Annotated in this window: 22 protein-coding genes and 1 pseudogene; 11 read left to right on the forward strand and 12 right to left on the reverse strand. The window is 57.1% G+C overall.

Annotation, left to right across the window (positions count from 1 at the left end; translation table 11 throughout):
* Window positions 1-53: 53 nt before the first annotated feature.
* From HDF16_RS00370 to HDF16_RS00380, 3 genes are all read left to right on the forward strand, one after another.
* Window positions 54-893 (forward strand): Crp/Fnr family transcriptional regulator, encoded by an 840-nt coding sequence (locus tag HDF16_RS00370; RefSeq protein ID WP_184213074.1) that lies wholly within the window; start codon window positions 54-56, stop codon window positions 891-893.
* Between the two features lie 396 nt (window positions 894-1289).
* A complete protein-coding gene (locus HDF16_RS00375) occupies window positions 1290-4544 on the forward strand; it encodes a vitamin B12-dependent ribonucleotide reductase (protein ID WP_184213076.1) in 3255 nt (1084 codons plus the stop codon).
* Window positions 4545-4830: 286 nt separating this feature from the next.
* On the forward strand, window positions 4831-5379 hold the full coding sequence (locus HDF16_RS00380; protein ID WP_221312389.1) for a DUF4145 domain-containing protein: 549 nt from the start codon (window positions 4831-4833) through the stop codon (window positions 5377-5379).
* A gap of 264 nt (window positions 5380-5643) precedes the next feature.
* Here HDF16_RS00380 and HDF16_RS31500 read toward each other — a convergent pair whose 3' ends face one another.
* Entirely contained in the window at window positions 5644-5793 is a 150-nt protein-coding gene (locus tag HDF16_RS31500; protein ID WP_348641249.1) for a hypothetical protein, read from the reverse strand.
* Between HDF16_RS31500 and HDF16_RS00385 the strand changes: the two are divergent.
* A pseudogene (locus tag HDF16_RS00385) lies at window positions 5729-6028 on the forward strand (transposase); the annotation flags it as partial. The gene HDF16_RS31500 and the pseudogene HDF16_RS00385 sit on opposite strands and share 65 nt — an antisense overlap.
* 79 nt (window positions 6029-6107) lie before the next feature.
* Here the strand turns inward: HDF16_RS00385 and HDF16_RS00390 are convergent.
* The 3 genes from HDF16_RS00390 to HDF16_RS00400 form a co-directional block, all read right to left on the reverse strand.
* The gene (locus HDF16_RS00390; protein WP_246408681.1) at window positions 6108-6446 is read right to left on the reverse strand and encodes a response regulator; all 339 of its coding nucleotides are present in this window, start codon (window positions 6444-6446) and stop codon (window positions 6108-6110) included.
* A gap of 412 nt (window positions 6447-6858) precedes the next feature.
* Window positions 6859-7329 carry a DinB family protein gene (locus tag HDF16_RS00395; RefSeq protein ID WP_184213080.1) on the reverse strand — a complete coding sequence of 157 codons (471 nt, stop codon included), beginning with the start codon at window positions 7327-7329 and terminating at the stop codon, window positions 6859-6861.
* Between the two features lie 238 nt (window positions 7330-7567).
* Window positions 7568-8224: a TetR/AcrR family transcriptional regulator gene (locus HDF16_RS00400; RefSeq protein ID WP_348641191.1), complete on the reverse strand. Its 657-nt coding sequence runs from the start codon at window positions 8222-8224 to the stop codon at window positions 7568-7570.
* A gap of 109 nt (window positions 8225-8333) precedes the next feature.
* Here HDF16_RS00400 and HDF16_RS00405 point away from each other — a divergent pair, with 109 nt between their 5' ends.
* Entirely contained in the window at window positions 8334-9302 is a 969-nt protein-coding gene (locus tag HDF16_RS00405; protein WP_184213082.1) for an alpha/beta hydrolase, read from the forward strand.
* A gap of 196 nt (window positions 9303-9498) precedes the next feature.
* On the opposite strand, the gene HDF16_RS00410 is transcribed toward HDF16_RS00405, so the two are convergent.
* Window positions 9499-10332 (reverse strand): COG4705 family protein, encoded by an 834-nt coding sequence (locus HDF16_RS00410; protein WP_184213084.1) that lies wholly within the window; start codon window positions 10330-10332, stop codon window positions 9499-9501.
* A gap of 54 nt (window positions 10333-10386) precedes the next feature.
* A complete protein-coding gene (locus HDF16_RS00415; protein WP_246408539.1) occupies window positions 10387-11358 on the reverse strand; it encodes a cytochrome D1 domain-containing protein in 972 nt (323 codons plus the stop codon).
* 121 nt (window positions 11359-11479) lie between these two features.
* Here HDF16_RS00415 and HDF16_RS31505 point away from each other — a divergent pair, with 121 nt between their 5' ends.
* A complete protein-coding gene (locus HDF16_RS31505; protein ID WP_184213088.1) occupies window positions 11480-12106 on the forward strand; it encodes a TetR/AcrR family transcriptional regulator C-terminal ligand-binding domain-containing protein in 627 nt (208 codons plus the stop codon).
* A gap of 76 nt (window positions 12107-12182) precedes the next feature.
* Here the strand turns inward: HDF16_RS31505 and HDF16_RS00425 are convergent, their stop codons facing one another.
* The 3 genes from HDF16_RS00425 to HDF16_RS00435 form a co-directional block, all read right to left on the reverse strand.
* The gene (locus HDF16_RS00425) at window positions 12183-13697 is read right to left on the reverse strand and encodes a serine hydrolase domain-containing protein (RefSeq protein ID WP_348641192.1); all 1515 of its coding nucleotides are present in this window, start codon (window positions 13695-13697) and stop codon (window positions 12183-12185) included.
* Window positions 13698-13897: 200 nt separating this feature from the next.
* Entirely contained in the window at window positions 13898-15088 is a 1191-nt protein-coding gene (locus HDF16_RS00430; protein WP_184213092.1) for a hypothetical protein, read from the reverse strand.
* Window positions 15089-15151: 63 nt separating this feature from the next.
* On the reverse strand, window positions 15152-15685 hold the full coding sequence (locus HDF16_RS00435; protein ID WP_184213094.1) for a nuclear transport factor 2 family protein: 534 nt from the start codon (window positions 15683-15685) through the stop codon (window positions 15152-15154).
* A 287-nt stretch (window positions 15686-15972) separates the two neighbouring features.
* Here HDF16_RS00435 and HDF16_RS00440 point away from each other — a divergent pair, with 287 nt between their 5' ends.
* Both HDF16_RS00440 and HDF16_RS00445 read left to right on the forward strand, forming a co-directional pair.
* Complete coding sequence (locus HDF16_RS00440) at window positions 15973-17013, forward strand: sensor histidine kinase (RefSeq protein WP_246408541.1); 1041 nt, start codon at window positions 15973-15975, stop codon at window positions 17011-17013.
* A complete protein-coding gene (locus HDF16_RS00445; RefSeq protein ID WP_184213098.1) occupies window positions 16994-17779 on the forward strand; it encodes a LytR/AlgR family response regulator transcription factor in 786 nt (261 codons plus the stop codon). The genes HDF16_RS00440 and HDF16_RS00445 overlap by 20 nt, the downstream gene beginning before the upstream one ends.
* A gap of 9 nt (window positions 17780-17788) precedes the next feature.
* Here the strand turns inward: HDF16_RS00445 and HDF16_RS00450 are convergent, their stop codons facing one another.
* Window positions 17789-18220, reverse strand: coding sequence for a DUF1772 domain-containing protein (locus tag HDF16_RS00450; RefSeq protein WP_184213100.1), 432 nt, complete (start codon window positions 18218-18220; stop codon window positions 17789-17791).
* 159 nt (window positions 18221-18379) lie between these two features.
* A complete protein-coding gene (locus tag HDF16_RS00455) occupies window positions 18380-18760 on the reverse strand; it encodes a DUF4267 domain-containing protein (protein ID WP_184213102.1) in 381 nt (126 codons plus the stop codon).
* Window positions 18761-18875: 115 nt separating this feature from the next.
* Between HDF16_RS00455 and HDF16_RS00460 the strand changes: the two genes are divergently transcribed.
* On the forward strand, window positions 18876-19463 hold the full coding sequence (locus tag HDF16_RS00460; protein ID WP_184213104.1) for a TetR family transcriptional regulator: 588 nt from the start codon (window positions 18876-18878) through the stop codon (window positions 19461-19463).
* Window positions 19464-20008: 545 nt separating this feature from the next.
* Here the strand turns inward: HDF16_RS00460 and HDF16_RS00465 are convergent.
* On the reverse strand, window positions 20009-22282 hold the full coding sequence (locus HDF16_RS00465; RefSeq protein WP_221312390.1) for a putative bifunctional diguanylate cyclase/phosphodiesterase: 2274 nt from the start codon (window positions 22280-22282) through the stop codon (window positions 20009-20011).
* A gap of 311 nt (window positions 22283-22593) precedes the next feature.
* Between HDF16_RS00465 and HDF16_RS00470 the strand changes: the two genes are divergently transcribed.
* The gene (locus HDF16_RS00470) at window positions 22594-24246 is read left to right on the forward strand and encodes an alpha-L-fucosidase (RefSeq protein ID WP_184213108.1); all 1653 of its coding nucleotides are present in this window, start codon (window positions 22594-22596) and stop codon (window positions 24244-24246) included.
* An 80-nt stretch (window positions 24247-24326) separates the two neighbouring features.
* Entirely contained in the window at window positions 24327-24935 is a 609-nt protein-coding gene (lexA, locus tag HDF16_RS00475) for a transcriptional repressor LexA (RefSeq protein ID WP_184213110.1), read from the forward strand.
* The last annotated feature ends 13 nt before the right edge of the window (window positions 24936-24948 follow it).

A 24948-nucleotide genomic window follows, 5' to 3' on the forward strand; every position in this document is an offset into this window, starting at 1 on the left:
GGAGTACACTCGCCGCAGACGAGTCTCTCATCCGTCTGGATCGTGGGCGCGCAATGCCCCTCGTCTATCGCAATGCCATGCTTCACGCACTCCACCCGGATATCCTCCAACGCCTGCACCTTACATCGTTGATGCTGCCTCTTCGTCGCGACATAGAAGTCCCCGGCACCGAGATGCACCAGATCATCTTTCTCGAAGACGGAGTCGCCTCGATGACTGCTTCTTTTGAGGATGGCTCTCAGGTCGAAATCGGCGTGATGGGCTTCGAGTCCGTCTTATGCGGTTCTTCCATGATGGGCACTGCGCGAAGCCTAAACCGCGTCTACATGCAGATTGCTGGACGCGGATATGCCGCCACGGTCACCAATGCCCGACTGGAGTTTGCCCGCCACGGCGAGTTCCACGGCCTGGCCCTCCGCGCCAACCAGGCTCACTTCCTTCAAACCGCTCAGACCGCCGGCTGCAATGCTCGACATAGTGTCGGGATGCGTCTGGCGCGCTGGCTCCTGCTCTGTGCTGACCGCATGGAATCGTCAGTGATCCACCTGCCCCACGAACACATCGCGGCTATGCTCGGCTGCAACCGCTCCACCGTCACTGTCGCCGCCGGAAAGCTGCAACTCGACGGCCTCATCATCTACTCCCGAAGCAAAATCCGAATCCTTAATCGCCTCGGCCTCGAGGCCCGATCCTGCGAGTGCTATCGAACGCTCTTCGACTACCTCGCCGACGCTTCGAACTTCGCGAATATCCTGCGATCCGAAGATCCGTTTACGGCCCCTGAATTCCGTGCCGATTTATCCACTTTTTCCTCAAAAATAACCACCTTTAGAGATCCCTCCGACGAGCCTCAGTCAGCTACCCTCAAACCAGGGAATGTAAACCGCACGTAAAGCCTGCGCGAATCGGGCTGCGCAGCGATCTTCCACAGCGAATCCGCCGAGTTTCTTCGTCCCATCCGCGAGATCGACCCGCAAAACCCGGTACACACAAGTGCAACACAACCTGTAGTGCTTTATACTTGACATACCCCATAGGGGGCGGTACTTTCACGACTGCAAGGCCGCAGAAATTCATCGTTACTTCAAAATTCCCTCCTCCCGAAACGTCGCCAGAGCCTCTCGCGTCCTCGGCAGAGCATCCTTTGAAGCACGCTAGCGCCCGTCGTCTTCGCCGCAAGGTACGCCCCGATTCTTCGCTCGACCCCCAGGTTCTGAACGGCATCTAGCTTCACCGCAACATCGATTTTTTTGAACGATATTTGATCCATCCAGAGGAGATTTACCAGCATGGCGACCATCCCCACCCAGGCACCCGCAACGTCCGCAAAGCAGGCCCCATCGGCTCCAGCTCCTTCCTCTCCGAAGAACTCCGCCCCCGGCCTCACCTTCAATCGCCACTTCTCGAAACCCGGCGTCTCGCCCTACGACGAGATCACCTGGGAACGCCGCGACGCCGTCATCCAGGACTGGAAGGGCAACCTCATCTTCGAACAGAAGAACGTCGAAGTCCCCTCCGACTGGTCCGTCACCGCAACCAACATCGTAGCCAGCAAATACCTGCACGGCCTGAACGGCACCGCCGAGCGTGAAGACGGCGTCCGCGCCCTCATCACCCGCGTCGCCGAGTCCATCCGCGACTGGGGCATCCGCGACGGCTTCTTCGCCTCCGCCGACGACGCCGCAATCTTTTACGCCGAGCTCGCCCACCTTCTCCTAAACCAGAAGGTAGCCTTCAACTCGCCCGTCTGGTTCAACGTCGGCTGCGACCGCCTCGAGCCCAACTCCGACGCCCAGAACTGGCACTGGAACAAGCACTCCTGCGCCGTCGAGTTCTCCGTCACCGGCTACTCCAAGCCCCAATGCTCCGCCTGCTTCATTAACTCTGTTCAGGATTCTCTCGACTCCATCCTCACCCTCGCCAAAACCGAAGGCATGCTCTTCAAGTGGGGATCGGGCGCAGGCTCGAACCTCTCCATGATCCGCGGATCAATGGAGACCCTCTCTGGCGGCGGAACCGCTTCCGGCCCGCTCAGCTTCATGCGCGGCTTCGACGCCTTCGCCGGAGTCATCAAGTCCGGCGGTAAGACCCGCCGCGCCGCCAAGATGGTCATCCTCAACGTCGACCACCCAGACATCGAAGACTTTATCCAGTGCAAGGTGAAAGAAGAAGAGAAGGCATGGCATCTCGTCCAGGCCGGCTACGACGGTTCAGGCCCCGACTCCGAAGCCTACTCGTCAATCTTCTTCCAGAACGCCAACAACTCCGTCCGCGTCACCGACGAGTTCATGCAGGCAGTCGAATCCGACGGCAATTTCTCCACGAAGACCGTCAAGGACAAGACCCCGATCAAGGAGTACAAGGCCCGCGACCTTATGCACAAGATCGCCGAAGCCACCTGGCAGTGCGGCGACCCCGGCATGCAGTACGACACCACCATCAACCGCTGGCACACGTCGAAGAACACCGCCCGCATCAATGCCTCCAACCCCTGCTCCGAGTACATGTTCCTCGATGACTCGGCCTGCAACCTTGCCAGCTTCAACCTGCTGAAGTTCCTCACCCCCGGCGGCCAGTTCGACATCGCCGCCTACCGCCACGCCATCGGCATCGTAACCACCGCGATGGAGATCATCGTCGACTCCGCTGGCTACCCCACCGAGATGATCGCGAAGAACTCGCACGACTATCGTCCGCTCGGCCTAGGCTATGCGAACCTCGGTGCGCTCCTCATGGCCTTCGGCCTGCCGTATGACTCCGACGCTGGTCGCGACTTTGCCGGTGCCGTCACCGCCATCCTCTCGGGCGACGCCTACTGGCAGTCCTCGCGCATCGCCGAAACCTGCAACCCGCTCGGCGCAGCCACCACGATCACGCAGCGTGCCGAGATCACCGGCGGAGCCTGCCCCGGCTTCTACGTCAACCGCGAGCCCTTCCTCGACGTCATCCGCATGCACCGCGCCGAAGTGAACAACATCGGCAAGTCGAAGACCAGCGCCGAGCCCTTCGTCGCCCCGCAGCTCAACGAACTCGTCTCCGCCGCCAAGCACTCCTGGGACGGCGCTCTCGCCCACGGCGAAAAGTTCGGCTACCGCAACTCGCAGGTCACCGTCCTCGCCCCCACCGGCACCATCGGCTTCATGATGGACTGCGACACCACCGGCGTCGAGCCCGACCTCGCCCTCGTCAAGTACAAGAAGCTCGTCGGCGGCGGCATGATCAAGATCGTCAACAACACCGTCCCCTCGGCCCTCATCAAGCTCGGCTACAACGAGGCCGACGTCAACGCCATCGTCAGCTACATCGACGCCACCGGCACCATCGAAGGCGCTCCCGCCATCAAGCCCGAGCACCTCGCCGTATTCGACTGCTCCTTCAAGCCCGCCAAAGGAACCCGCACCATCTCCTACATGGGCCACATCAAGATGATGGGCGCAGCGCAGCCCTTCCTTTCGGGAGCGATTTCGAAGACCGTCAATCTCCCGCAGGACTGCTCCGTCGACGACATCGCCCACGCCTACACCGAGGCCTGGCGTCTCGGCATCAAGGCCGTAGCCATCTACCGCGACAACTCCAAGGGAACCCAGCCCCTCAACGTCTCCGCGCAAACCGACGACAACAAGAAGGGCACCAAGGCCGTCAGCAGCACCGTTGAAGACACCGCAGCCATCGAACTTGGGAAGCAGAAGATCGCCACGCTCGAAGCCCAGGTCACCACGCTTCAGACCCAGATCAGACAGATCGCCGAAGCCAGCCTCCTCAACTCCGACGCTGTCGACGCGCAGGCCCCGCCTCGCGCCGTCCGTCACCGTCTCCCTGCCGAGCGCGCCTCCGTCACCCACAAGTTCGGTGTCGGCGGCCACGAGGGCTACATCACCGTCGGCCTCTACCCCAACGGCAGCCCCGGCGAGATCTTCATCCGCATGGCCAAGGAAGGCTCCACCGTCTCCGGCCTCATGGACTCCTTCGCCACGGCAGTCTCACTCGCCCTCCAGCACGGCGTTCCGCTGCGTGTGCTCTGCGAGAAGTTCGCCCACACCCGCTTCGAGCCCTCCGGCTGGACCGGCAACCCCGAGATCGGCTACGCCAAGTCCATCATGGATTACATCTTCCGCTGGATCCAGATGCGCTTCCTCTCCGGCACCCAGCTCGACCTATTCGCCGGCATGAAGCAGGCAGCGTCTGTCCCGGTCGCCGGTCAGGTCACCGCTCCCGGCAACACGGTGAGCCTCAACGCCGCCGCTTCGGTGGAACTCGAACCCAACCCGTTCGAAGCCCCCGAGTACGCCGACCGCACCGCACCCCAGCAAGGGATCGCACCCGACCTACAGGCCCGTAGCGGCCTCGAGCCGTCTACACCCTACACCCTGGACCCTACACCCTCGTCTTTCGAAGATCGCGGCATCTACCACACCGCCTCTGCCATGCGCTCCATGATCGACATGGGCGACAGCCCAAGCTGCGCCACCTGCGGAGCCATCATGACCAGAAACGGCTCCTGCTACCGCTGCAACGAATGCGGCAGCACCAGCGGCTGCAGCTAGAACTAGCTGGGATTGTTTGTAAGGACTACGACTAAGGACAGCCCTGGCGAAAGCCAGGGCTGTGGCCTTTGGATAGGCGCTAAATCTTCCGATCGAGTAGTGAGGAAAGTAAATGAAATGTCCGCACTGTAACGTGGCAATAAATTGGGATCCAAGCCGGGTGACGATAATGTACTACTGGGAAAGCCCGCCAGAAGATAACAAATCGGAAAGCACTGATTTTGAGGGAGGATAGGTCGCATGGGAACTTCAAGCCGAACAGTGCCCTGAGTGCGAACAACCAATCATGTTCCTTATCAAGGGCATAGCGGATGTCATAAAAACCGGAAAAGAAGACTCGGTTCTGGTTGACATCGCCTTAGATCATGAAGAGTTCATGGTCTGGCCGAGAGGTGGAGGCCGACAATGCCCGCCTCAAGTTCCTCATTCCTTGCGCGAAGATTTCGAAGAAGCCGCTCAAGTTCTCGAGATCAGTCCTAAAGCGAGCGCTGCGCTCAGCCGACGGTGTTTGCAACATCTGCTTCGCGAATACGCAAAAGTCAAGAAGAGCAATCTCGCCAAAGAGATTGAAGAGATCGTAGCCAGCAATGTTCTATCGTCGCACCTCGCCGCTCAATTAGCGGCCGTAAGAAATATAGGTAATTTCGCCGCACACCCTCAGAAAGAGCAATCTACGGGAGTGATCCTACCAGTCGAACCCCATGAAGCAGAGTGGAACCTCGATGTCTTAGAAGAACTCTTTGATCACTATTTTGTTAAGCCTGAAAAAGATAGAGATCGTAAGAATAAGTTGAACGCGAAGTTAGCGGCGGCCGGCAAACCCCTATTGCCGTAGCAATGGATTGGCCTCACTTTCACGTCTTGCTTAAGGGCACGGCTTCAGCCGTGCCGCAAATCCACTCCCCAGGCAAGGGGCTTTAGCCCCTGAGGTACGCTTCAGCACTCGTCCGAAGCGCCAAAGCTCCTCGCCGTGAGCTATAACCCGTTCCGTCACGAAAGCAAAACGTACCTCAGCGGCTAAAGCCGCACTCCAAACACTCGCCAGACGGCACGGCTGAAGCCGTGCCCTTAAGCAAGACCTTCTTCGCGAAAAATAATCTCACCAGCGACGCAAAGCCTGCGTTACGCTGTTGCCACTCATCATGGCGATTCCGACGCGCACCGCCCGACCCGGCACCTTCTTCATCACCACAGCGACTTCCAATCGCCGCCGCCTCTTCCAGGTCGAAGCCAACGCCTTACTCCTCATCGACACCCTCCAGCACTACCGCCGCGAAGGCAACTACAAACTCCACGCCTTCGTCGTCATGCCCGACCACATCCATCTCCTGCTCACACCTGAAACCATCACCCTCGAACGCGCCATCGGCCTCATCAAAGGAGGCTTTTCCCGACGCCTCGCCTCGAAGCTCCCCGTCTGGCAGCGCAGCTTCACCGACCACCGCATCCGCGACGCAGAAGACTTCCAGATCCGCCGCAACTACATCCACGAAAATCCCGTCCGCGCAGGTCTCGCCGAGTCTGCCGCTCTTTACCCTTACAGCTCAGCATCTACCCAGCCATCTACAAAGCTCCAGCCGCCTCCAGCAAAATCTGCGGCCTCACCGGCTTCTGGAACACCCGAAGTCCCAACTCTTCCGCAGCCTTCAGCAACGTCGGAGGGCTCGTCGAGGTCAGCAACAGGATCACCGCCGCCGGTATCCGGTCCCTGTGGGTCCGAGCGTTCTCGATCAGCAAAAGATCCATAACAACCACATCCGGCACCCACGCCGCCGCAGTTGCAAGTGCCTCCTCGCCCTCCTCCACCGTCCTGCACTCGCAACCGTGCTGCGCGAAGACCAGCCCAAGGCTCTCCCGAACCGATCTTTCATAGTCCGCGATCAACACCTTTTTGGCCGACATAGACTTGACAAGTTCCTTGCGCAAAACGCTTCGCTCCACAGAATAACTCTCGCGACCGAGGTACACCTAAGCTTCTCTAAGAACACCTTGGTATAGCACCACATCCTTCTTATCAATCCTTTGCGCAATAAATAAGAGGGAAGGGATCACCCCGAGTTATTCCAAACTCCTCGCCCAGCGCAGCCTCACCCGCCACTAGCCACCAAAGACCGTCTTGCTTAAGGGCACGGCTTCAGCCGTGCCGCAAATCCACTCCCCAGGCAACGGGCTTTAGCCCCTGAGGTACGCTTCAGCACTCGCCCGAAGCGCCCAAGCTCCTCGCCGTGAGCTATAAGCTGTTCCGCCACGAAAGCCAAACGTACCTCAGCGGCTAAAGCCGCATTCGAAACACCCGCCCGCCGATCCCCTCTTTTCACTTCTGACTCTGGGGCGGAACGATTCCATTCATCCGCAAATACTCTGAAAGCTGCCCGTAGTGGTCTGCGTCGTGCACCATCACGTACGCGGCGATTCCAGCCTTTGTCATTCCGTGAGAGTCTGGAGGCATTTCGCTGGAGTTCCCGGCATTCAGAGTGAGTAAAGCTCTATGTCCGTAAGCGAACGAGCGAGTCACGGCAGAGAGGATTTCGTCCTTGCTCTTCAGGTCTTTGATGGAATCCATGTCCATGTCGGGCTTGAGTCCGCTCATGACGCTATAGATAACGAAGTTCATCTCGGCCACGTGCTTCACCTCGGCAGCGAAGGTTCGCACACCCTTGTAGTCAGCCCCCGCTAGTCCAAGCGTAGCCGGGGTGAAGTCATACTTCTCACTGGGCATCGCCTTCGAGACCGCCACGAACTGAAGTTCAAACTGCGACAGCACCTTATCGAACGACTGGCTCAAGGGTCGGGCTTTGCCGCCGTTTGCGCCGTCACGGTTAGGGGCATAGAAGCAGTCGTTAACAGGATGGTAGCGATCATGAAATGGCGAATTGCGAACATAGGGAATCTCCTAAACGGAAGATAACCCGCCCCGCATCCTCTGGCGTCCCTATGTTGCAGCCCGGTCTGGACGAGGAGTGAAACGGCTACAAGACGTGCGGGACGGCCTGCACGGTTGGCGTCCGTTCGCACCAAACACCCTAAGTTGCCAATCCTGGCTGACTGACGTCCCGCTTCCGTCGTCCGCCCCTCCACCTGGGGTTCCGTATACCGAGGAGCGCCTTATCGATGAGTTGATTTCCGTACTCCTCCGTCAGAGCGGGGTGGCGGAGCAGAAGCCGAAGATACAGTGGCGCGACAATCGCATCGAGGAGGAGTTCAGAGTCAGTCTCAGCCACGAACTCGCCCGATGCCACTCCACGCTCGATGTCGGCAATGGTCGCAGCTCGTCGCGGGCGAATATGGCTCTCGTAGAGCTCCTTCAGGATCGACGGATCGCCCTGCCCCTCAGCGATCAGGTCGGCGACCACCTTTCCGAATAGGCCATTACATTGGACGGTAAGGTGCTTCACCCTTATTCGCAGTGCCTCTTCTGCCGTCGTTGCACCCGGCATCTCGGGAATGACGTTGAACCGCTCATGGAACATGGCCATGATGAGGGCGGCCTTGGAGGGCCACCACTTGTACAGTGTCGGCTTTCCGACTCCCGCTCGTTTTGCGACCGCATCCATGGTCAGGTCGCGAGCGGGTTTCTCTTCCAGCAAGCCGGATACGGCGTCCATGATCGCAGTGTGTGAGACGGCCGCCTCGCTGCGTGGTCTTCCCATCGGCAGCGGTTTGGGCTTCGATTTCGACACAACCTTAACTTACCTGAACGAGGCGTAAAAATAAATGCATCGCGTTGCTTTACTTTACGTCTAGTAAAGTGTGATAGTTCGATTAGCTGAACAAACAGGAGGAACAACAATGCAGACGCTTCGAGAGGATCAAAGTACAGCTTCATGGTTGGTGCAGCATCCATTGAGCGCGGAGGATGAAGCGGCCATGACCGCCATGCGCGCCATCGTCGAGCCCAACAAGGGCAAGCTTCGGGGAGTTGCCGCTCGCGTTCCGTTCAACGCCATTATGGAGCGCGTCTCTGCCCCGGCTGGCGTCGTCTACGAGGCTGACTCTGTAGGGGGTGTCTCGGGATGGTGGTGCCGGCCCGAAGGCGCGCGCCCCGGCGAGGCCGTGATGCACCTCCATGGCGGATGGTTCAACTGGGGCTCCGCACAGGCGTTTCGCCACCTCGCAGGCCATATCGCGCTGAGTGTCGGAGTAGCGGCTTTCGTGCCTGACTATCGGCTTGCTCCGGAGCATCCCTTCCCTGCTGCGGCTGAAGACGTACGAGCCTGCTACCTCGGTCTGATTGAGCGAGGTTTCACGAAAATCGCCGTGACGGGTGATTCCGCTGGTGGCAACCTCGCCCTTGGCCTGCTCGTTTTTGCTGCAACAAGCAATGAGCCGGGGCGGAGAGCGCTGGTTGGCGGAGTGGCCCTATCGCCGGTGACCGATCTAACCCTGTCCGGAGGCAGTTGGTCGACGCGGGCTGTTGCCGATCCATACTTCATCCAGTCGCAAGCCGACGAACTAGTGCGGTCCTATCTGGAAGGAAATCGTCCGGACGACCCACTTGCCTCCCCGCTTTACGCTGATCTCAAGGGACTACCACCGCTCCGTGTGCATGTCGGCAACGATGAGGTCCTGCTTGACGATTCGATCAGCCTGGTTGAGCGGGCGGCGGCGGCGGGAGTCGACGTTCGACTCGACGTATGGCAAGGGATGGTCCATGGATATCTGGGGGGCTTGGGACGCTTGGCGGCCTCGACAGCGACCCTTCAACTTATCGGGAACTTCCTCATGGAGCGCTTTGCAAATGCGGCCAATGAAGAGTGAAACAGTCGACGCCATTGTCCACCCAGAACAGGTCGCTTGCCGCAAAAGCCGCCGAGGAACTTGCCGAGGTGTTCGTCGCCTCGGCAAGCGGGACAAGCTCTCCTGATCGACTGCTATCGTGGATCAGAATTCCTGGAACGAACGGCTCTCAGCAGCTCGAGTCCGCAATCTACATATACCTGCGACAAGTTAGATCTCAATCGCCGGAATCGGCAAATTTCCGACTCCCAAGATGGCGCTTCCACAAAAGCAGAATACCCACAAATAAAGCGCAGTTCAGGGCTGTACTGAGAGGCAGTCCAAGGTTCAGGCCATTGCTTAATCCCGGTTCCTCGCGGAAAGCCATCCAATCGCCTGCTGTTGTTCCGGCAGCCCGAACGGCAACAATCGCAGACCAAAAAGCCGATTTGGTCGTCCATCTGGATTCTCTTCCGATGAGGAGCACGACAGCGAAGATTGCGCCTAATGCGATCGTGGCATAACCGGTACCGAGATGGAGGGCGTCAGCGGACCAATCTCCGATTGCGGTGCCCAAAGTCCCGGCGGTCAGTAAAGAGAGCCAGTACCAGCCAGTCGTCGCCGGCCTATTCGTTGGATCTCCCTCTGGCAGAAGTGATCGAGGCAAGACCGGCCAGATCACAAGTATCTGGAGGACAGTCAATCCAAGGATGACGCGCACATAGGGCCACTCAAATGTATGGGTGGCGAGATCGGCCAGGTTCGTCGCTGCGGCGCGAAGCACAATCACGACAGTCCAATACCACGCCTGTGTTGCACGCGTTGACCGGCGTTCACCTCCGACCAGTAGGGCAAAGATCGCCGCCAGAGGAGCTAACCCGATCCAGTGATTCCAATGGGCGTAGAACGAAAGACAATCACCGAGGTTGCAACCGAAGATGCTTGCGAGTGTGATTGCCGACCAGTATCGAGCATCGACCGTGGGGACGTTCGCACTGCGCATGGATTGGACAAGCGAGGACGGCTTCTGGCCTATTGCCGGCTCGTTTAGATCTTGTACACCCTCATTCATGATTCGAGCCTTTCAACCTACTCTTTTGCTTGCCTGATCCGGAGCAGCGAGTGATCAGCGCTGCTCCGCCCACGCCAGGCCATCGACCCTAGTACCGGCCTTAATGAGCTTCGTCACCGTCCAGTCCGAAACACGGATTGCCGCAACCTGCTCATTGGCTGTGCAGGACACGTAAGCTGTCGTTCCATCAGGCGACATCAGAATTTCGTGTGGTGATTTTGGAAGATCGATTGTCCGTACGACCTTGCTCAGTTCGAGATCGACTACTGCGACCTGAGACGTACTTTGGATGCCGATAAGCAGCCAACGTCCATCTTTGGTAGTGGTGAGGGTATACCCAATCGCCGGAAGCGGAATCCACGATGCAACCTGGCGAGTCGCCGTATCGATCACCGCGACTCTCGGTCTTGTCTGATCGGTTGTGAAGATTTTCTTGTCGTCTGCAGAGATTGCAATCCGCTGGATCTTAGCCGCCACGGGGAGGATCGCCAGCAGCTTCCGTTCATGCATGTCGAGCACGGAGACGCTTCCCGGCTGAATGTTCGCCGTGTATCCGAATCGCCCTTCGTGATCCATCACCATCATGTGGCTCAACGCCTGGCCGGTTGGAATGGTGCCCACAATTTTCATATTTTTGGGGTCGATGACCGTTATCGTCTGGTCCAGTTCCGTGGTGACATAAAGCATGCCGTCGTGCGGATTGAGCGTGGGCTGGTGTGGCCTCACACCATGGCCAAAATCGACATGCCCCACGATCATGTGCGTTGCCAGGTCGATGGCAACCAACTCGCTGCCATCCGATCCCGGCTCTCCTGCGCTTGAGTCGCCATAGATGGGGACATACGCTGTCTTGCCATCGAACGAAGCCACGACCTCATGGCCAGCGACTCCCCCCTCCGCGACCCTGCCTATCTCCTGGCCGCTCTTGGGATTGATGATCGAAAGAGTTGATTCTCCTTCATTGATCGCAAGGATCGTGCCCGCCTGCGCGGACGCCTTTTCAGGGAGGAAGAAAGGAATGGACAAAAAAGCAGCTCCAAGTAGCGTTGCGGCTCTGAGCTGTCTGACTTGAGAGCAATTGAAGATAACGTTAGAGTAGGACATGAAGCTACACTAGACGCAACGAACCGTCTAGTCAAGGAGTACGGTGACTACAAAATCGAGCAAACCACGTCGAGCTGCCAAAAAAGTCCCCTCCCCGGTTGAACATCGCGGGAATCGCCACGGGAGAAGTGAAGAGGCTCGCACAGCGATCCTTGAAGCTGCCGACAATCTGCTGGTCGAGCGCGGATTCGCTGGTGTGACGATCGAAGGCATCGCAGCTGCGGCAGGTGTCGCGAAGCAGACAATCTACCGTTGGTGGACATCGAAGACGGACGTGCTGATGGATGCTTTCGTGGAAGACATGGCACAGGCCTCACTTCCTCCAGATTCAGGGAATTTGGAGACTGATCTTAAGCATCATCTCGTTGGGCTGGCAAAGATGTTGGCAGAATCAGATACGGGAGCCGTCTTCCGCGCCCTGCTCGCAGAGGCACAACACGACTCGGAATTGGCTATCCGCCTTCGAACTCAATTTATCGAGCCTCAACGTCTTCGAGACCTCTTCCCTTTTCAACAAGCGGTCAAGCGCGGCGAGCTCTCCCCGGAATTCGACACTGAGGCTGCCGTAGAGCAGTTACTCTCACCGATCTATTATCGCGTGCTGGTGAGTGGACAGCCTATATCACCGTCATATGTTGAAGGCCTCATTCGACGCTTACTACTAAAGTAAAGGAAGCGATTTTGGGGCGGAGCCGTTCCTGCGTCAGCTCTACTCCCAGACATCTCTATGAGGGCTTGTCACGCGCTCAACTGCGACTCAAGTTGAGAACATAAGGCAGACTTGCATTCTTGAAGTTCGGATCACCGGCAATCGCGAACACTCTGCCGACTAGCCGATCGCCGCTTGAAAGGAGCTTAAGTTTGAGTGTTTTGGCTCCGACTCTGATCGCGTCTGGCGAGTCAATCCGACCACTGCAAGTGCCTATAAACGCTTCTCCCTCGGTGCGCATTTCGGTGATCTCTTCGGCTCGGTTGCTCCCGATGGCCAGAGTCGCAGATTGACCTGACCCAATATCCAGGACAATGGGCATGTTTGCACCGCCATCTTCGAGAACTCCGATCCATCGTCCTCGGTATGAGGTATCCGCGATAAAGGGAGTGCTGGGAGAGCCGCAGTCTTCTATGGGACGGCGCCACTCCGGCAGCTTGCTCGTCATCACCTCGTCACAGACGCTGTAAGCCAGTTCGCCCGCATTCGATTGATTTGTGACAACCACGCAGGCCAAGCCTTTTGAAGGGACGAAAAACATTCTGTTGGCAACTCCGGGGTCTCCACCGATCTTGAAGAAGAAAGGAACGCCGGAGGCGGTGTGGCTCGCAAACCAGCCGAAGGTGGACGCAACACCGGATGGCCCGACGAAGACTGGTCGATGCAATTCATCGATGTCAGTCTTGCTCAGAATCGTTGCCGGGCTATGAACACGATGGCCCATGTTGAAGAGAATGAATTGAGCAAGATCGTGAGCGCTCGCATACAGTTCACCCGAAGCGGGCGTAGATGTGGTGCAGTGCGGTATGGCGTGACCAAGCGGATCATATCGCTTCGCAGCGTTTCGCACCCGGACGTTATCACTACCGAAAAAGCTGTCGTTCAGTCCGAGTGGGGAAAGCACAGCCCGATGCATAAGCGGCCCAAATTCCGACTGCGTGAGACCTGATGCAATTGCGCCAAGCGCCGCGTATCCAATGTTGCTGTACTCGTAGCACGTTGCCGGTGGGTACGCGAGTCTGCCGTATTCTTCAAGAAGAACGTTCGGACTACGAACGAGTTTTGCTTCGTCATCGCCATAAGACTCGTACATGCCCGGAAGACCGCTAACGTGCGCACCGAGCATGCGGACGGTTGCCGCATTCGCGTCACCATTTTTGCCGATGATCTTGCTTCCCAGAAGAGTTCCGTTCGCGGGCGTGTCAAGGGATAGTCTGCCTTCAGCAACCAGTGTCATGAGAGTGGTCGTAGTGAAGGGCTTGGTGATCGACGCCATGCTGAATGGGGTATGCGATGTAGCTTTCAGAGCCGCTTCCCGATTGGCCCATCCGAATCCCTCCTCCCAGACGATGCGGCCGCCTTCAATCACTGCAATGGCTACGCCGGTGGCATCGCCCCGCGCGATCGCCTGCTGAATTCTGTCCCGTACCGATCCAAAGTCTGCGCTGGAATGCGCACCATGGAAGTTCGCCGTGCTGGCGCTCAGCCTCTCCGCCGCAAGGCTACCAATTGAAGCTGAAAGCATCCACTTTGTTACTTCGCGTCGATTCACCCTTGCATCCATGTATGAGCCTTCTAACGCCATGTTTGCGGCGCAACATCCTATGTATAGGACGGTACTCTTTCGTCAAACATCGCGCGACGAATGGGGTGAGCAGTCCTCTCTTCGCAGAGGTAAGCGCTTCGTTCAAGTTATGTTTGGAAGAATCTGGGGCTCTGCAAGCTCTTGATCTCACTTGTTAGCAAGTTTGACTAGCGTAGGACTACGAGACCGCGCATGTCCTCGTAGCGCATGGCGAAGCCCCACCCGTAAGCGGTTCGAGATCGTGCGTCGTCGTGGACTGAGCTATACAGAGCAATCATGATTTCATTGTGGCCACGATGTAGTGGAATCATGAAGGAGCCATTGTTCAGAGAGAGGCGACCGTCCGGGCTGCGCCGCTCTGACTCCGGGTAGTAGAAGTTCTTGCCAGACGTGATCAGAGATCCATTCACAAAGACCCATGTCTGGCCGATCCAACCTAGAGAGATCCGTTTCTGCTGATCTTTATCAGAATCTATCGATGTCTTAACCCAGGTGAGCGCAGGCGCCTCATTGGAACCCTTGAATTGTCGATTGAGGTTCACGATTCCAAATCGCTCGGAACGGATATGCTTCCATGTTTTCGGCTCCTGCGGGGATTCTGCGTATCTGGGAGTAGACCCGTAGTGCAGAGACGTCAAGGGTGCTAAAAGCCAGTCGTGCACGATGTTGGTATCGCTTCCCGTGCTGTCGGGAAGTGGGACAGGAGATAACCCGTCCGTCTCACCAGGTGAGACCACGAGGTTGGCGAATGCAGCGGGACCGTGCAGTTCCAAACCGCCTTGCCGAGTGTTTCCGAGAAGTTCTCCAATAGCGAGCGTCGGCTGAACGGAGTCGTTGATGAAAACGTTCATTCGCTTGCCTGAGATGACAAGCCGGATGTGATTCCAGCCGTCGAAGACGACAGGTGCCCGTCTCTGATACTGGGGATAGACGTTCCAGAGCATGAAGCCATTGATTACCGGACTGTACTGGATGCAATCATTTTCGGCCCGACAATCAGGGAAACTCCGAATATAGAACTCCTCACCATTCTGAGAGTCACGCTGCCGGAAGCGCATACCCGGAATGTCTTGAGCGAGCGGCTTCATATCGAACTCAAGGGTGCCGTCACGAAATGAGAGATCGTTGAGGGCGAGATCACCCGACTTCAGAACGATCATCCCATCGGGGAATCCTTCCTTCATAACGTATTGCACGTCAACTTTCTCGCCGGCCGGATGCCAATGATTTGCGGCCATCGAGATCACCTGGCCTGCTTTGGCATCGGGCCCCGCTCCGCTGACGGATGCAGGCAGAGAAAGGCAAAGAGTGATGAAGCCGAAGAGAATGAAATGAGGGTAAACCCGAGGCCGTGGCATGTAACTACTCCGGTCGTACAGTTGGGTTGGGTAAGCTTTGGCCATTAGTCATGCACGAACGGCTTAAGAAATGTGTGGATTTGATGAGTAGGTCACGGCCGCTATTCTCCAACCGTCTGGACCTTTGACTAACACCCACGTCTCGCTTCCCCGATTTTGCTCTTTTCCGTCGATCAGGAACACGTAATCGAAGTACACCGAGGCAATCGTCCCATCGCTATTCAGCTGCAGATTCGTGTGCGTCGGGTTGAAGCTAGCCTTTGAGTTCGAGACCATCTTCGCAAAGTCTGTATAGCTTCCGACACGAATCTTTGCCGCATCGGGCGATTTGGCTTTGACCCGAGCGAAAGCGTCATCGGAGAGCACGTTGAGCCACATACCGCCTTGAGGAATGAATAAACTCGCGAGGCGAGGACCGTCGTGAGCAAGAACCGCTTCATGGTAGGCATCGATCACATGCTGAACATCTACAGTGTCCGATGTGGTCCCAGCAGATACAGTCTTATTGCCCTCAGTAGTTGATGGACTTTGGGCAATGCTGACGACGCCTGCCGGAATCGTTAGAGCAAAGAGCAGGGTGCGGATGAAATGCTTCATTTGTTATCCCCTCAAAGACGACGCCAGCCATTGCGAGCAGGGATCTTTAGCGTGAATTTACTTACATCCGAGGCCCAGTTGGACATTATGTTCTGAAACGGTCCCGGCTGGTGCAGGCCGGTATTCAGATCAAATGAGCGGGACGCGGAATAAAGCACAAGGAGATCCGAACTCTCGCAACTGACCTTCCCGGGCCACGGAGACGATTGTGATCTGTCAGAATGGCTGGAAGAGCCATGATGAAAACTTCTCTCAAGTGGTCGGTCGTCTCAGTCGTCTTTTGGACGTTGGTTGCGGCGATCTTCGCTTTACCTCAGCTAGAGCGGAGCCGTGACCTGCACCGGATATTTATATCGGCTTTGGCTCAATGGTGGTCTTGGGGAATCCTGGTTCCCGGCATCGTCGCCGTGGATCGTGCACTTCCTTTCGCGGTGCAACGAATCGTTCCCCGCGTCATCACACTCTTCGCTTTAGGGCCCTTCGTATCCATCCTCTATGGCTATGTCGAGTCGGTTCTAAGTGCGGCGCTCGGTGCAGGCAAATGGTCCAGGCTATCCGGGATGGCAGTCATCAAGGAAGCTTACATGGAGATGTTCTGGAGCATGCTTGTGTACTGCCTGATCGTGGGCGTGTGGGAAGCCTACCGTTATCACCAGCGGTTCGTATCCGCCGAACTGCAGATGGAGCGCCTGCAGAGAAACTTTTCAGAAGCTCGTCTCAATTCATTGCGTATGCAGTTAGATCCACACTTCCTCTTCAATGCGCTCAACACCGTTTCCTCACAGGTCGAGCGGGAGCCCAAGCTCGCGAGGAAGATGATCGAACACCTGGGCGACCTGCTACGGCTTTCTCTGAACTCGCAAGGAGTTCAGGAGATATCACTCGCTGAAGAGTTAGCTTTCCTCGACCACTATCTAGCCATCCAAAGGATCCGCTTCGGCGATTCCCTGAAGGTCGAGATGCAAATCGCTCCAGACGTGAGAGATGCTCTGGTTCCCAGCCTCATCATCCAACCCTTGGTGGAAAACGCCATACGCCACGGCATCTCCAAACGAGCTCGGGGCGGGGCGATTATCTTGAGTGCGCAACGCTTCGAAGAGACACTTGTTCTTCAAGTACTGGACGATGGTGTGGGGTTGCCCACTGGCTGGTCGTTCGATACGCATAAGGGAGTGGGCCTGTCTGTGACGCGCGAACGATTTGCCGGACTGTACCCTGACGACGCGAGTCACTTCGATGTCCGGCGAAGAAGTGAAGGTGGGACAGAGGTATCCATGTCATTTCCGCTGCACAAACGAAAGGAAGCTGATGACAGCTCTATCGCGTGATGGCATCAGGGTGCTCATCGTGGATGATGAGGCGCCCGCCCGCCAGCGTCTCTCCGACCTGTTGACTCAGGATCCGGAAGTGTCTTCCGTCCAGGAAGCAGGGGATGGAGAGACCGCAGTCCGAATGATACTGAGCGAAAGGCCCGACCTGGTGCTACTCGATGTGCAGATGCCAGAGCTGAATGGCCTTGAAGTGATTGAAGCTGTTGGGTCCGAGATCATGCCCTTTACGGTTTTTGTAACAGCCTATGATCAGCATGCAATGCGCGCCTTCGAAGCGAATGCCTTGGACTACTTGCTTAAGCCCTTCAGTGATGAGCGATTCGAGACGATGTTGGCTCGCGCGAAGAGGCGGACGGACGACCTTCATCTTTTAGAATTCGGACAAAACGTTGCGCAGGTGCTCAGCTCCCAAGCGATCGAGACGCGGCACCTGGACCGCTTAGCGATCAAGACGGATGGAATTACAAAGTTTGTGAGATTGAAGGATGTCGACTGGATCGAAGCGGCCGGAGTCTATGTCACTCTTCATGTCTCCGGAAAAGAGATGCTTTACCGGGCTTCGTTGGCTGATCTGGAGCATCGCCTCGACCCCATCCGGTTTCTCCGTATACACCGCTCCGCAATCATCAATATTGAAAGTATTGTGCAGTTGGAGGCTCTCTCCCATGGAGAGTTCGAGGTTCTCTTGAAGGATGGTTCCCACCCTCGCGTCAGCAGAAGTTATCGCAGTTCGATGGAAAAGCGACTCGGGCAGAAACTATAGACCTGCGATTTAGCACACCGTCACGTATGAGAGCAGGATGGCTGCGACTGCGAGAACTGTAATACGCAGGCGATGTCTCCCATCCCAAGCCCGATGGATCTGCTGCCAATCAGAGTCACCTGCTGCAATGCGGTTATTGAGAGGGACGAGAAAGATGATCCCTCCAACCGACGCAATCACCCAGAGCGTATCTGCGGCAAGTAGAATTCCCGAATCCGCCGTATGCCAATGTAGCCAGGTCTGAATGCCTAACAGCAGGGCGCAGGCGGGGTACCAGATCGGCATCACTTTCCCAAGCACGACAGCCAAGCGGCTCAGCAGCTTCAACTGCGGTTCGGGGTCAAGTCGCCACGCGGCAGGGTTCACGAATGCGGATACAGAAAACTCAACGCCTACTAGAGAAAGGACGATGAAGAGTGTGGCCAGGTTGACGATGTGCATAAACGACTCCTATTGATTTCTCTGGTAGAGGGAACCCTAGCATGGATGACCGCAATCCTAGCCTCACGGTCGTTGAGGCCGGCAAGGACCACCTTCCTCATAACTTGGCCCCACATGGAGTGAGTACACGAGGGTGAGGCATCCTTTGGCGAATTTGCCTCAAAACGCGCGAATCAGCAGTAGGCCGGCGAAAAGCATTACCGCGCAGGTCAGGCCATGAACGAAGAACGCGGAAGCCTTTCGGCCGCCCGACATAAGAATGGTGGACATATCGCCGCAAGGGATGATGGCAAGAACGAGGAGAACGATGCCTACGGTGCGGTTGTTCGTGGTCAACATCAGGGTTAGCACCGCCAATCCAGACGCGATGTCCCGAGTACCTTTTAGACGTAGCCACGCACGGGTGTCAGCATCGTGTGCGGGTGGCTTAAGACCGAAACCTCCCAGTATCCGTTCCGGAGATGCAAGGTAGAAACAACCAATCACAAGGATTGCAACCGAGACGAGAATGGCAAGAGCGAGTGGAGTAACGGTGTACATGGCGCATCTCCGTGATACTTAATCTAGCAACGCTATAATAGATGCGAGACGGAAGAGATAGGTGCGGCAATTTTCTAGCGGCGCTATAATTTCTTTAGGGCGACAGAGACAACTCGTGACGAACCGAATTGCAGAACGAAAGCTGCGGGACAAGCAGGCTCGCCGGGCACAAATCATCAGTGCTGCTCGACGAATCGCGGAGCTTGAAGGTTGGTCGAATGTCACCGTTCGGCGGCTGGCTGACGAAATCTCCTACAGCCAACCCGTTCTGTACGCTCATTTTGGAAGCCGCGAAGGAGTTCTCGCCGCAGTTGCGACCGAAGGATTCCAGGAACTTGGCCAGGTGTTGGAGAAGGCACGGAGACGGGTCAAGCGTGGAAGTCCAGTCGAACGGGTAGCGGAGGCCTATCTCGAATTCGCGGCATCTTCACCTGCACTTTATGAGGCGATGTTTTCGCTGAGCCTGAGCGTCCCGTTCGGTGAGGCCGCAACTCCTTCGGAGTTACGATTCGCATTTACGCAGTTCATGGAGCTGTTTCATGGGCAGAGCTCTAAGCCAGAGCTTCTCGCCGAGATGCTTTGGGCGAGCCTCCATGGCCTCGCCGAGCTTACAAGAACCAGGCGACTTCCACCCAGCCGTCAGAAAGAGCGCGTGAAAGCGCTCGTGGAGCTCTTCAGTTTTTCGAAAGAGGAGACTGCATAGGCATCGGCGTTCCTCGACGCTTTGGGTGTTTGATAAAGCAGGAACGCACCGTAATGGGTCTGAACTAATCGGCCGGGAACAGAAGGCTGGAAACTTCAACCTTATGAGTAAATCCATGGTGGAACTTCAGCCTTATGGGGTTCATTTGGTTCAACCTTATGGGGTATGCATGTCGCTAAGTTGCTCAAAGATATAGCAGCCCGACTTCATCCTTATGCGCAAGCCAACATTAGACTAGACCGTCAGCAGCATGGAACTTCGGTTCTGCAAACAGCGGAGCCCAAGTTCGTTCACTTAGTGAGGAACGTATTTTCAACGCCACTCCTTACTTCAAGGAATGGCTAAGCACAAGGTTCAGATTTCTATGTTGCGCCGTGTATATCGCAAGATCGGACAGCTTAGAGACATCTGGTCGGAATATAGATCTCTGCAGGAACTAGGCAGAACGAGGAGATTGCCGCTTTGCTAAAGTGCGCACCGCATAGGCAGTCTCGCTGGCACAACAATCAAAGCCTCGACGATCCCATCAAACCGCATCCCGCCAACTAGCTCGCAAGCGCAGTAAAGTGACCCGAATGGACCGGCTTCGATGAAGGGCTTTGAGCCGCCTTTATCTCAAGGGAGAGCAGAGCGGACACGGCTTCCGGAGCTAACGGCCTTGACAGCAGATACCCTTGAACAAAATCGCAACCGAGATCGCGCACACAAGCCAGTTCCTCCGCCGTCTCAACGCCTTCCGCGATCGTCCTCATTCCAAGAATTGCCGCCAGCTCCACAATCTTCCGCACAGTCTCCGAGCGCCTGAAGTCGTGATGAATGTGAGAGACGAAGCTCCGATCGATCTTCAGGATATCGAAGGGGAAGTTCATGAGGTAGCTCAAAGACGAGTACCCGGTTCCGAAGTCATCCAGGGCGATCTTTATGCCCGCACTTCGAAGCTCGGACAACATCTCTCCTATCCCGCCATATCCTCCGAGAAGCACGGTCTCCGTTATCTCCAGCTTCAGCAATTGCGGCCTCAAGCCGGATGCTTCAAGAGTTTCGGTAACCGTCCGGATGAATCCTCGGTCCGCAAACTGTCGGGCCGATACGTTCACGCTGATCGCCAGCTCCCGTCCAAACTGCACGTTCCACGCATGGCACTGAGCGCATGCTATGCGCAGGACGTATTGCCCCAGCTCGACAATCAATCCGGTCTCTTCCGCAATAGGGATAAAGTCCCCAGGAGAGATGTACCCTCGTTTCGGATGGCGCCACCGCACGAGCGCCTCGAAGCCCTTTATCTCTGCGCTCTCACAGCCGTAGATCGGCTGGTAGTGCACCGTGATCTGTCCATCAGCCAGCGCCTCTCGCAGATCGGTGTGCAGGGTATGCGCGCTCTTTGCCTTGATCAGAAGCTCCGGCGTGAAGAGTTCGATACGGTCCCTGCCCAGGGATTTCGCGTTGTACATAGCGCAGTCGGCATCCTCGAGCAGCGTCTCTCCACCTTCGCCAAATCCACGGCTGGCCAGACCGACGCTTGCGCTCAGATGAACGGTCTTGCCCGCTATCTGGATCGGCTTCCTGATCATCGTTCCAATTCTGTCCGCGACCTCCTGGGCGCCTGCTAGATCGATGCGGTCCAACAGTACAACGAATTCATCTCCGCCCTGCCGTGCAATCAGGTCCTGCTCTCGGGTGGCGAGCCGCAGTAGGTTGGAGACCTCCTTGAGTACCAGGTCGCCGAAGTGATGCCCGAACCCGTCGTTGATAAGCTTGAACCGATCTAGGTCAATGAAGAGGACAACAGTCTGGCGATCGGAATTGCGGTTCTCTACTTCATCTCGCCCCACCAAAGCGCGTTCAAGAGCCGTCCGATTGGCGAGCCCCGTGAGTGGGTCGCGCAGAGCGAAGTCCTCCAGTTGCGTATGGACCCGGTGAAGTTGAAGCTCGCGCGCTATCGTCCGCGCCGCAAGCAGACAGAACGCCACGAAAACGACCCAACCTCCAAACAGCGGTCGATGCCTGGCCAGCAGACCCGACGCCGTCAGCGACATCGTCGCGAGGCCGAACGCACAGATTCCGTGCAGCCCGGAGGAATTCAGGAGCTGACTTGGCCTGCTCTGCGGGTACGTCGCCAGAGAAGGCTGCATCGCCAGCAGCGAAAGTAAGGTGAACGGGACAGTCCAGCAGAGATCCATCAAAGAACCAGATGGAAAGCCATGATCTTCCGCCACGTACCCGATGATGGAAAACACAGCGTAAGAGATGGTAAAGACCGCTGCATTTCTGTAGAAGAGTCGCTCTTCTCCGCGAGCCGACACTGAGAATCGAAGCGCAAACGCGAGCGCCAGTGCGACACTCTGCACTTCGTAGGTTTGCGACAAGCTGATGATGCTTGGATGGCTGAAAACCAGCGCAAACAGGGTGCAAAAAAAGAGAAAAGCCTGTGCGAAATCGAGCCAGCTGGCTCCGTCACGCCGTTCTCCCGGCGATCGAACAAACGAGGCAAGCAAGAATGGAAAAGAGAATAGAAGCCACAGGATATTACTGGCGTTCTCCCATAATCTCGCCTGGGGCCGAATCAAGGGAATCACGAACAGCATCTGTCCGGCCGTCCACAGGAAAATGGAACTCGCCAGAAGCCCCCAGGGAAGCAGAAAACCCGCTCGGGCGGACTCCTTCGCCTTGACCAGGCAAACTACGGTGCAAAGTAAGGCGATGACAACCTGAACCACATTCGAAGCGAATGTGGCGTCTTTCAAAACAAGAAACATCCCCGCATGCGCCAACTGCGCAACGATTGCGCTGAAGAACAGGGCTCGATGTGTGCGGGTCATTTGCATTTGGACATCTATCGAGCATCCACCTACGTTAGCGGTGAGAGCACACATGCCTCAATCGATGTGCATGAGCGCTGGGCTTCCCCCAAGCCTACTAAGGACGGCTAGGGCGACAAATGACACAGAAGCGTCAGGAGACGGACTCATGAAGGAACTCAGGTGATCCGTTAAGGAGTACCCCGATTCGCGGAAGCCTTTCAACACTTTGTTCACGTGGGGAGCCGTAACCCGCCACCTTTGAGCAATTCAACTGACAAGTTCGACACTCCGGAGACGGTCTGCAAGAATCAAGTTGCTGCAGACACTTTATGAACCGTCGCCAGATTCTCCTCAATTCAGCGCAACTCGGACTAGTCCTCGCCGCTCGTAAGGCTTTCGGCCAGACAGCCGGCGCATCGACTGCACGGGCTCTTCCCTCCCCCGATCAGATCGCCTGGCAGGATCTCGAAGTCGGCATGTTCGTCCACTTCGCCCCCAACACCTGGCAGGACGTCGAGTCCGACAACCTCTCTACGCCGCTCTCCGTCATCGACCCGAAGCACCTCGACACCGACCAATGGGCCCGCACCGCCGTCGCTCTCGGCGCAAAGTACATCGTCTTCGTCGCCAAGCATCAGGGCGGCTTCTGCATGTGGCAGACCCACACCACCGACTACAGCATTCGCAACACCCCCTGGCGCGACGGCAAGGGCGACGTCCTCGCGGACGTCGCCGCCTCCTGCCGCAAGTTCGGCCTTAAGCTCGGCGTCTACGTCTGCCCCCGCGACGACCACTTCGGCGCCAAGACCGGCGGCATTTGCGCCACCCCTGAGCTCCAGCAGCGCTACAACGCTATGTACCGCGAGCAACTCACCGAGGTCCTCTCCCGTTACGGCGGGATGGTCGAAGTCTGGTTCGACGGCTCAACCGCGGCCCCCGTCTCCGACATCCTAACCAAATACCAGCCCCACGCCATGGTCTTCCAGGGCCCCTCGGCCACCATCCGCTGGGTCGGCAACGAGGACGGCTTTGCCCCGAATCCCTGCTGGAATGGCATCAGCCGCACCGACGCCAAATCGGGTACCGCAACCTCACTCAACAGTGACCCCGACGGCGACACCTGGATGCCCAACGAGGTCGACGTCTCCATTCGCCGCCCAGACTGGTTCTGGAGCACCACGAACGAGAAGAAAGTCCTCACTGTTGATCAGCTCCTCACTATCTATTACTGCTCGGTAGGCCGGGGCTGCCAGCTTCTACTCAACATCCCTGTCAACCGCGACGGTCTTCTATCCAAGCCTGACTGCGATGCCGCGGCCGGCTTCGGAACCCAGCTTCGGCAACGATTCGCCAAGCCCATCGCGGCCCTTTCAGGCAGCGGCGAGGAGATTCTCCTAAGTCTTCCCGTCCCGGCAAAGATCGACACCGTTGTGCTTCAGGAAGACACCTCAAAGGGCGAACGCATCCGTGGGTATCGAATCGATGGACGAACCAATGGAGTGTGGACCGAACTGGGCACCGGGACCTCGATCGGCCACAAGCGCATTCAACCCGTAAGACCTACTACGATCGATGCCCTTCGCATGGTTGCGACGGTCCATAAGGGAACTCCCTGGCTGCGCACCTTCGCTGCATACAACATCGGGGTCGCTCCTCCTGCAGGCTGGGACGCTAAGCCACAAGTGTGGGCCGCTAATCTGGCCGGCTCATGGAGAGACGGCAGATTCTCGCTCGATCTGACGTCAAAGATCGACAGCGCCAAGCAGTATCGACTCCGTTTTGTTCCTTCATCGGGTGAAGTCGACGCTCTAAGATCTGTCGTCCTCACTCTTCACGGCCTCTCCCAACCCAACCTGGTCAAGCCGGTTGCGGGAAAACACGATGAGCTGATTCTCGACATCACCGAAGTGGGCGGCGCCGTCCAGATCACGGGCACGGTCGAAGGTGCAGTTTCAGGCCAAGTCCTTCTGCAGAAGCTCTAGCCGAGTATTGTCCGAGGTTCATCGGAGATAATTCTTAGAAGACCCTTGCGCTTCGCCTTTTATTCGCTACAATCAATCGCATGGCAATTACGAAACGGCAAAAAGAGGTCCTAGACTTTCTCTCCAGCTTCACCCATAAGAACGGCTACTCTCCGTCTTACGAGGAGATTGCCGCCGGTCTTGGGCTCAGCAGCCTTGCCACCGTGCATAAGCATGTGACCAACCTGCAGAGTAAGGGCCTCCTCCAGCGCGCCCATAACCGCAGCCGCTCGATCGACGTCATCCCTGTGCGTCCGCCCAAGAAGACTACCTCTGACCGCCTCCCATTGATGGGGCGCATCGCAGCCGGCCAACCGGTTGAAGCCATTGAATCCGCCGAGAGCATCTCTCTCAACGACATCATCGGTAACCGCGAAGTTTTCGCTCTCGAAGTCCGCGGCGACTCCATGCGCGACGAGCACATTGTCTCCGGAGACTACGTCCTGGTTGAACGCACGAAGTCCGCGCGCGAGGGCGAGATCGTTGTCGCTCTGATCGACGGAGCAGAGGCCACCTTGAAGCGCTTCTATCGTGAAGGCACCAATATCCGTCTCCAACCCTCGAACGCTGAAATGGCGCCGATCTACGCGCCCGCCGCCAACGTCGCCATACAGGGCCGGGTGCTCGGCATGCTCCGCAAATACTCCTGAAGCCTCACTTCCC

This window comes from Granulicella aggregans, assembly GCF_014203275.1.
Lineage (GTDB): Bacteria > Acidobacteriota > Terriglobia > Terriglobales > Acidobacteriaceae > Edaphobacter.

Coding starts and splice junctions, on each gene's coding strand:
- HDF16_RS00370 (WP_184213074.1), top strand. CDS start 54: ATGCCCCTCGTCTATCGCAATGCCATGCTTCACGCACTCCACCCGGAT.
- HDF16_RS00375 (WP_184213076.1), top strand. CDS start 1,290: ATGGCGACCATCCCCACCCAGGCACCCGCAACGTCCGCAAAGCAGGCC.
- HDF16_RS00380 (WP_221312389.1), top strand. CDS start 4,831: ATGTTCCTTATCAAGGGCATAGCGGATGTCATAAAAACCGGAAAAGAA.
- HDF16_RS31500 (WP_348641249.1), bottom strand. CDS start 5,793: ATGAGGAGTAAGGCGTTGGCTTCGACCTGGAAGAGGCGGCGGCGATTG.
- HDF16_RS00390 (WP_246408681.1), bottom strand. CDS start 6,446: ATGTCGGCCAAAAAGGTGTTGATCGCGGACTATGAAAGATCGGTTCGG.
- HDF16_RS00405 (WP_184213082.1), top strand. CDS start 8,334: ATGCAGACGCTTCGAGAGGATCAAAGTACAGCTTCATGGTTGGTGCAG.
- HDF16_RS00410 (WP_184213084.1), bottom strand. CDS start 10,332: ATGAATGAGGGTGTACAAGATCTAAACGAGCCGGCAATAGGCCAGAAG.
- HDF16_RS00430 (WP_184213092.1), bottom strand. CDS start 15,088: ATGCCACGGCCTCGGGTTTACCCTCATTTCATTCTCTTCGGCTTCATC.
- HDF16_RS00435 (WP_184213094.1), bottom strand. CDS start 15,685: ATGAAGCATTTCATCCGCACCCTGCTCTTTGCTCTAACGATTCCGGCA.
- HDF16_RS00445 (WP_184213098.1), top strand. CDS start 16,994: ATGACAGCTCTATCGCGTGATGGCATCAGGGTGCTCATCGTGGATGAT.
- HDF16_RS00450 (WP_184213100.1), bottom strand. CDS start 18,220: ATGCACATCGTCAACCTGGCCACACTCTTCATCGTCCTTTCTCTAGTA.
- HDF16_RS00455 (WP_184213102.1), bottom strand. CDS start 18,760: ATGTACACCGTTACTCCACTCGCTCTTGCCATTCTCGTCTCGGTTGCA.
- HDF16_RS00465 (WP_221312390.1), bottom strand. CDS start 22,282: ATGACCCGCACACATCGAGCCCTGTTCTTCAGCGCAATCGTTGCGCAG.
- HDF16_RS00470 (WP_184213108.1), top strand. CDS start 22,594: ATGAACCGTCGCCAGATTCTCCTCAATTCAGCGCAACTCGGACTAGTC.
- lexA (WP_184213110.1), top strand. CDS start 24,327: ATGGCAATTACGAAACGGCAAAAAGAGGTCCTAGACTTTCTCTCCAGC.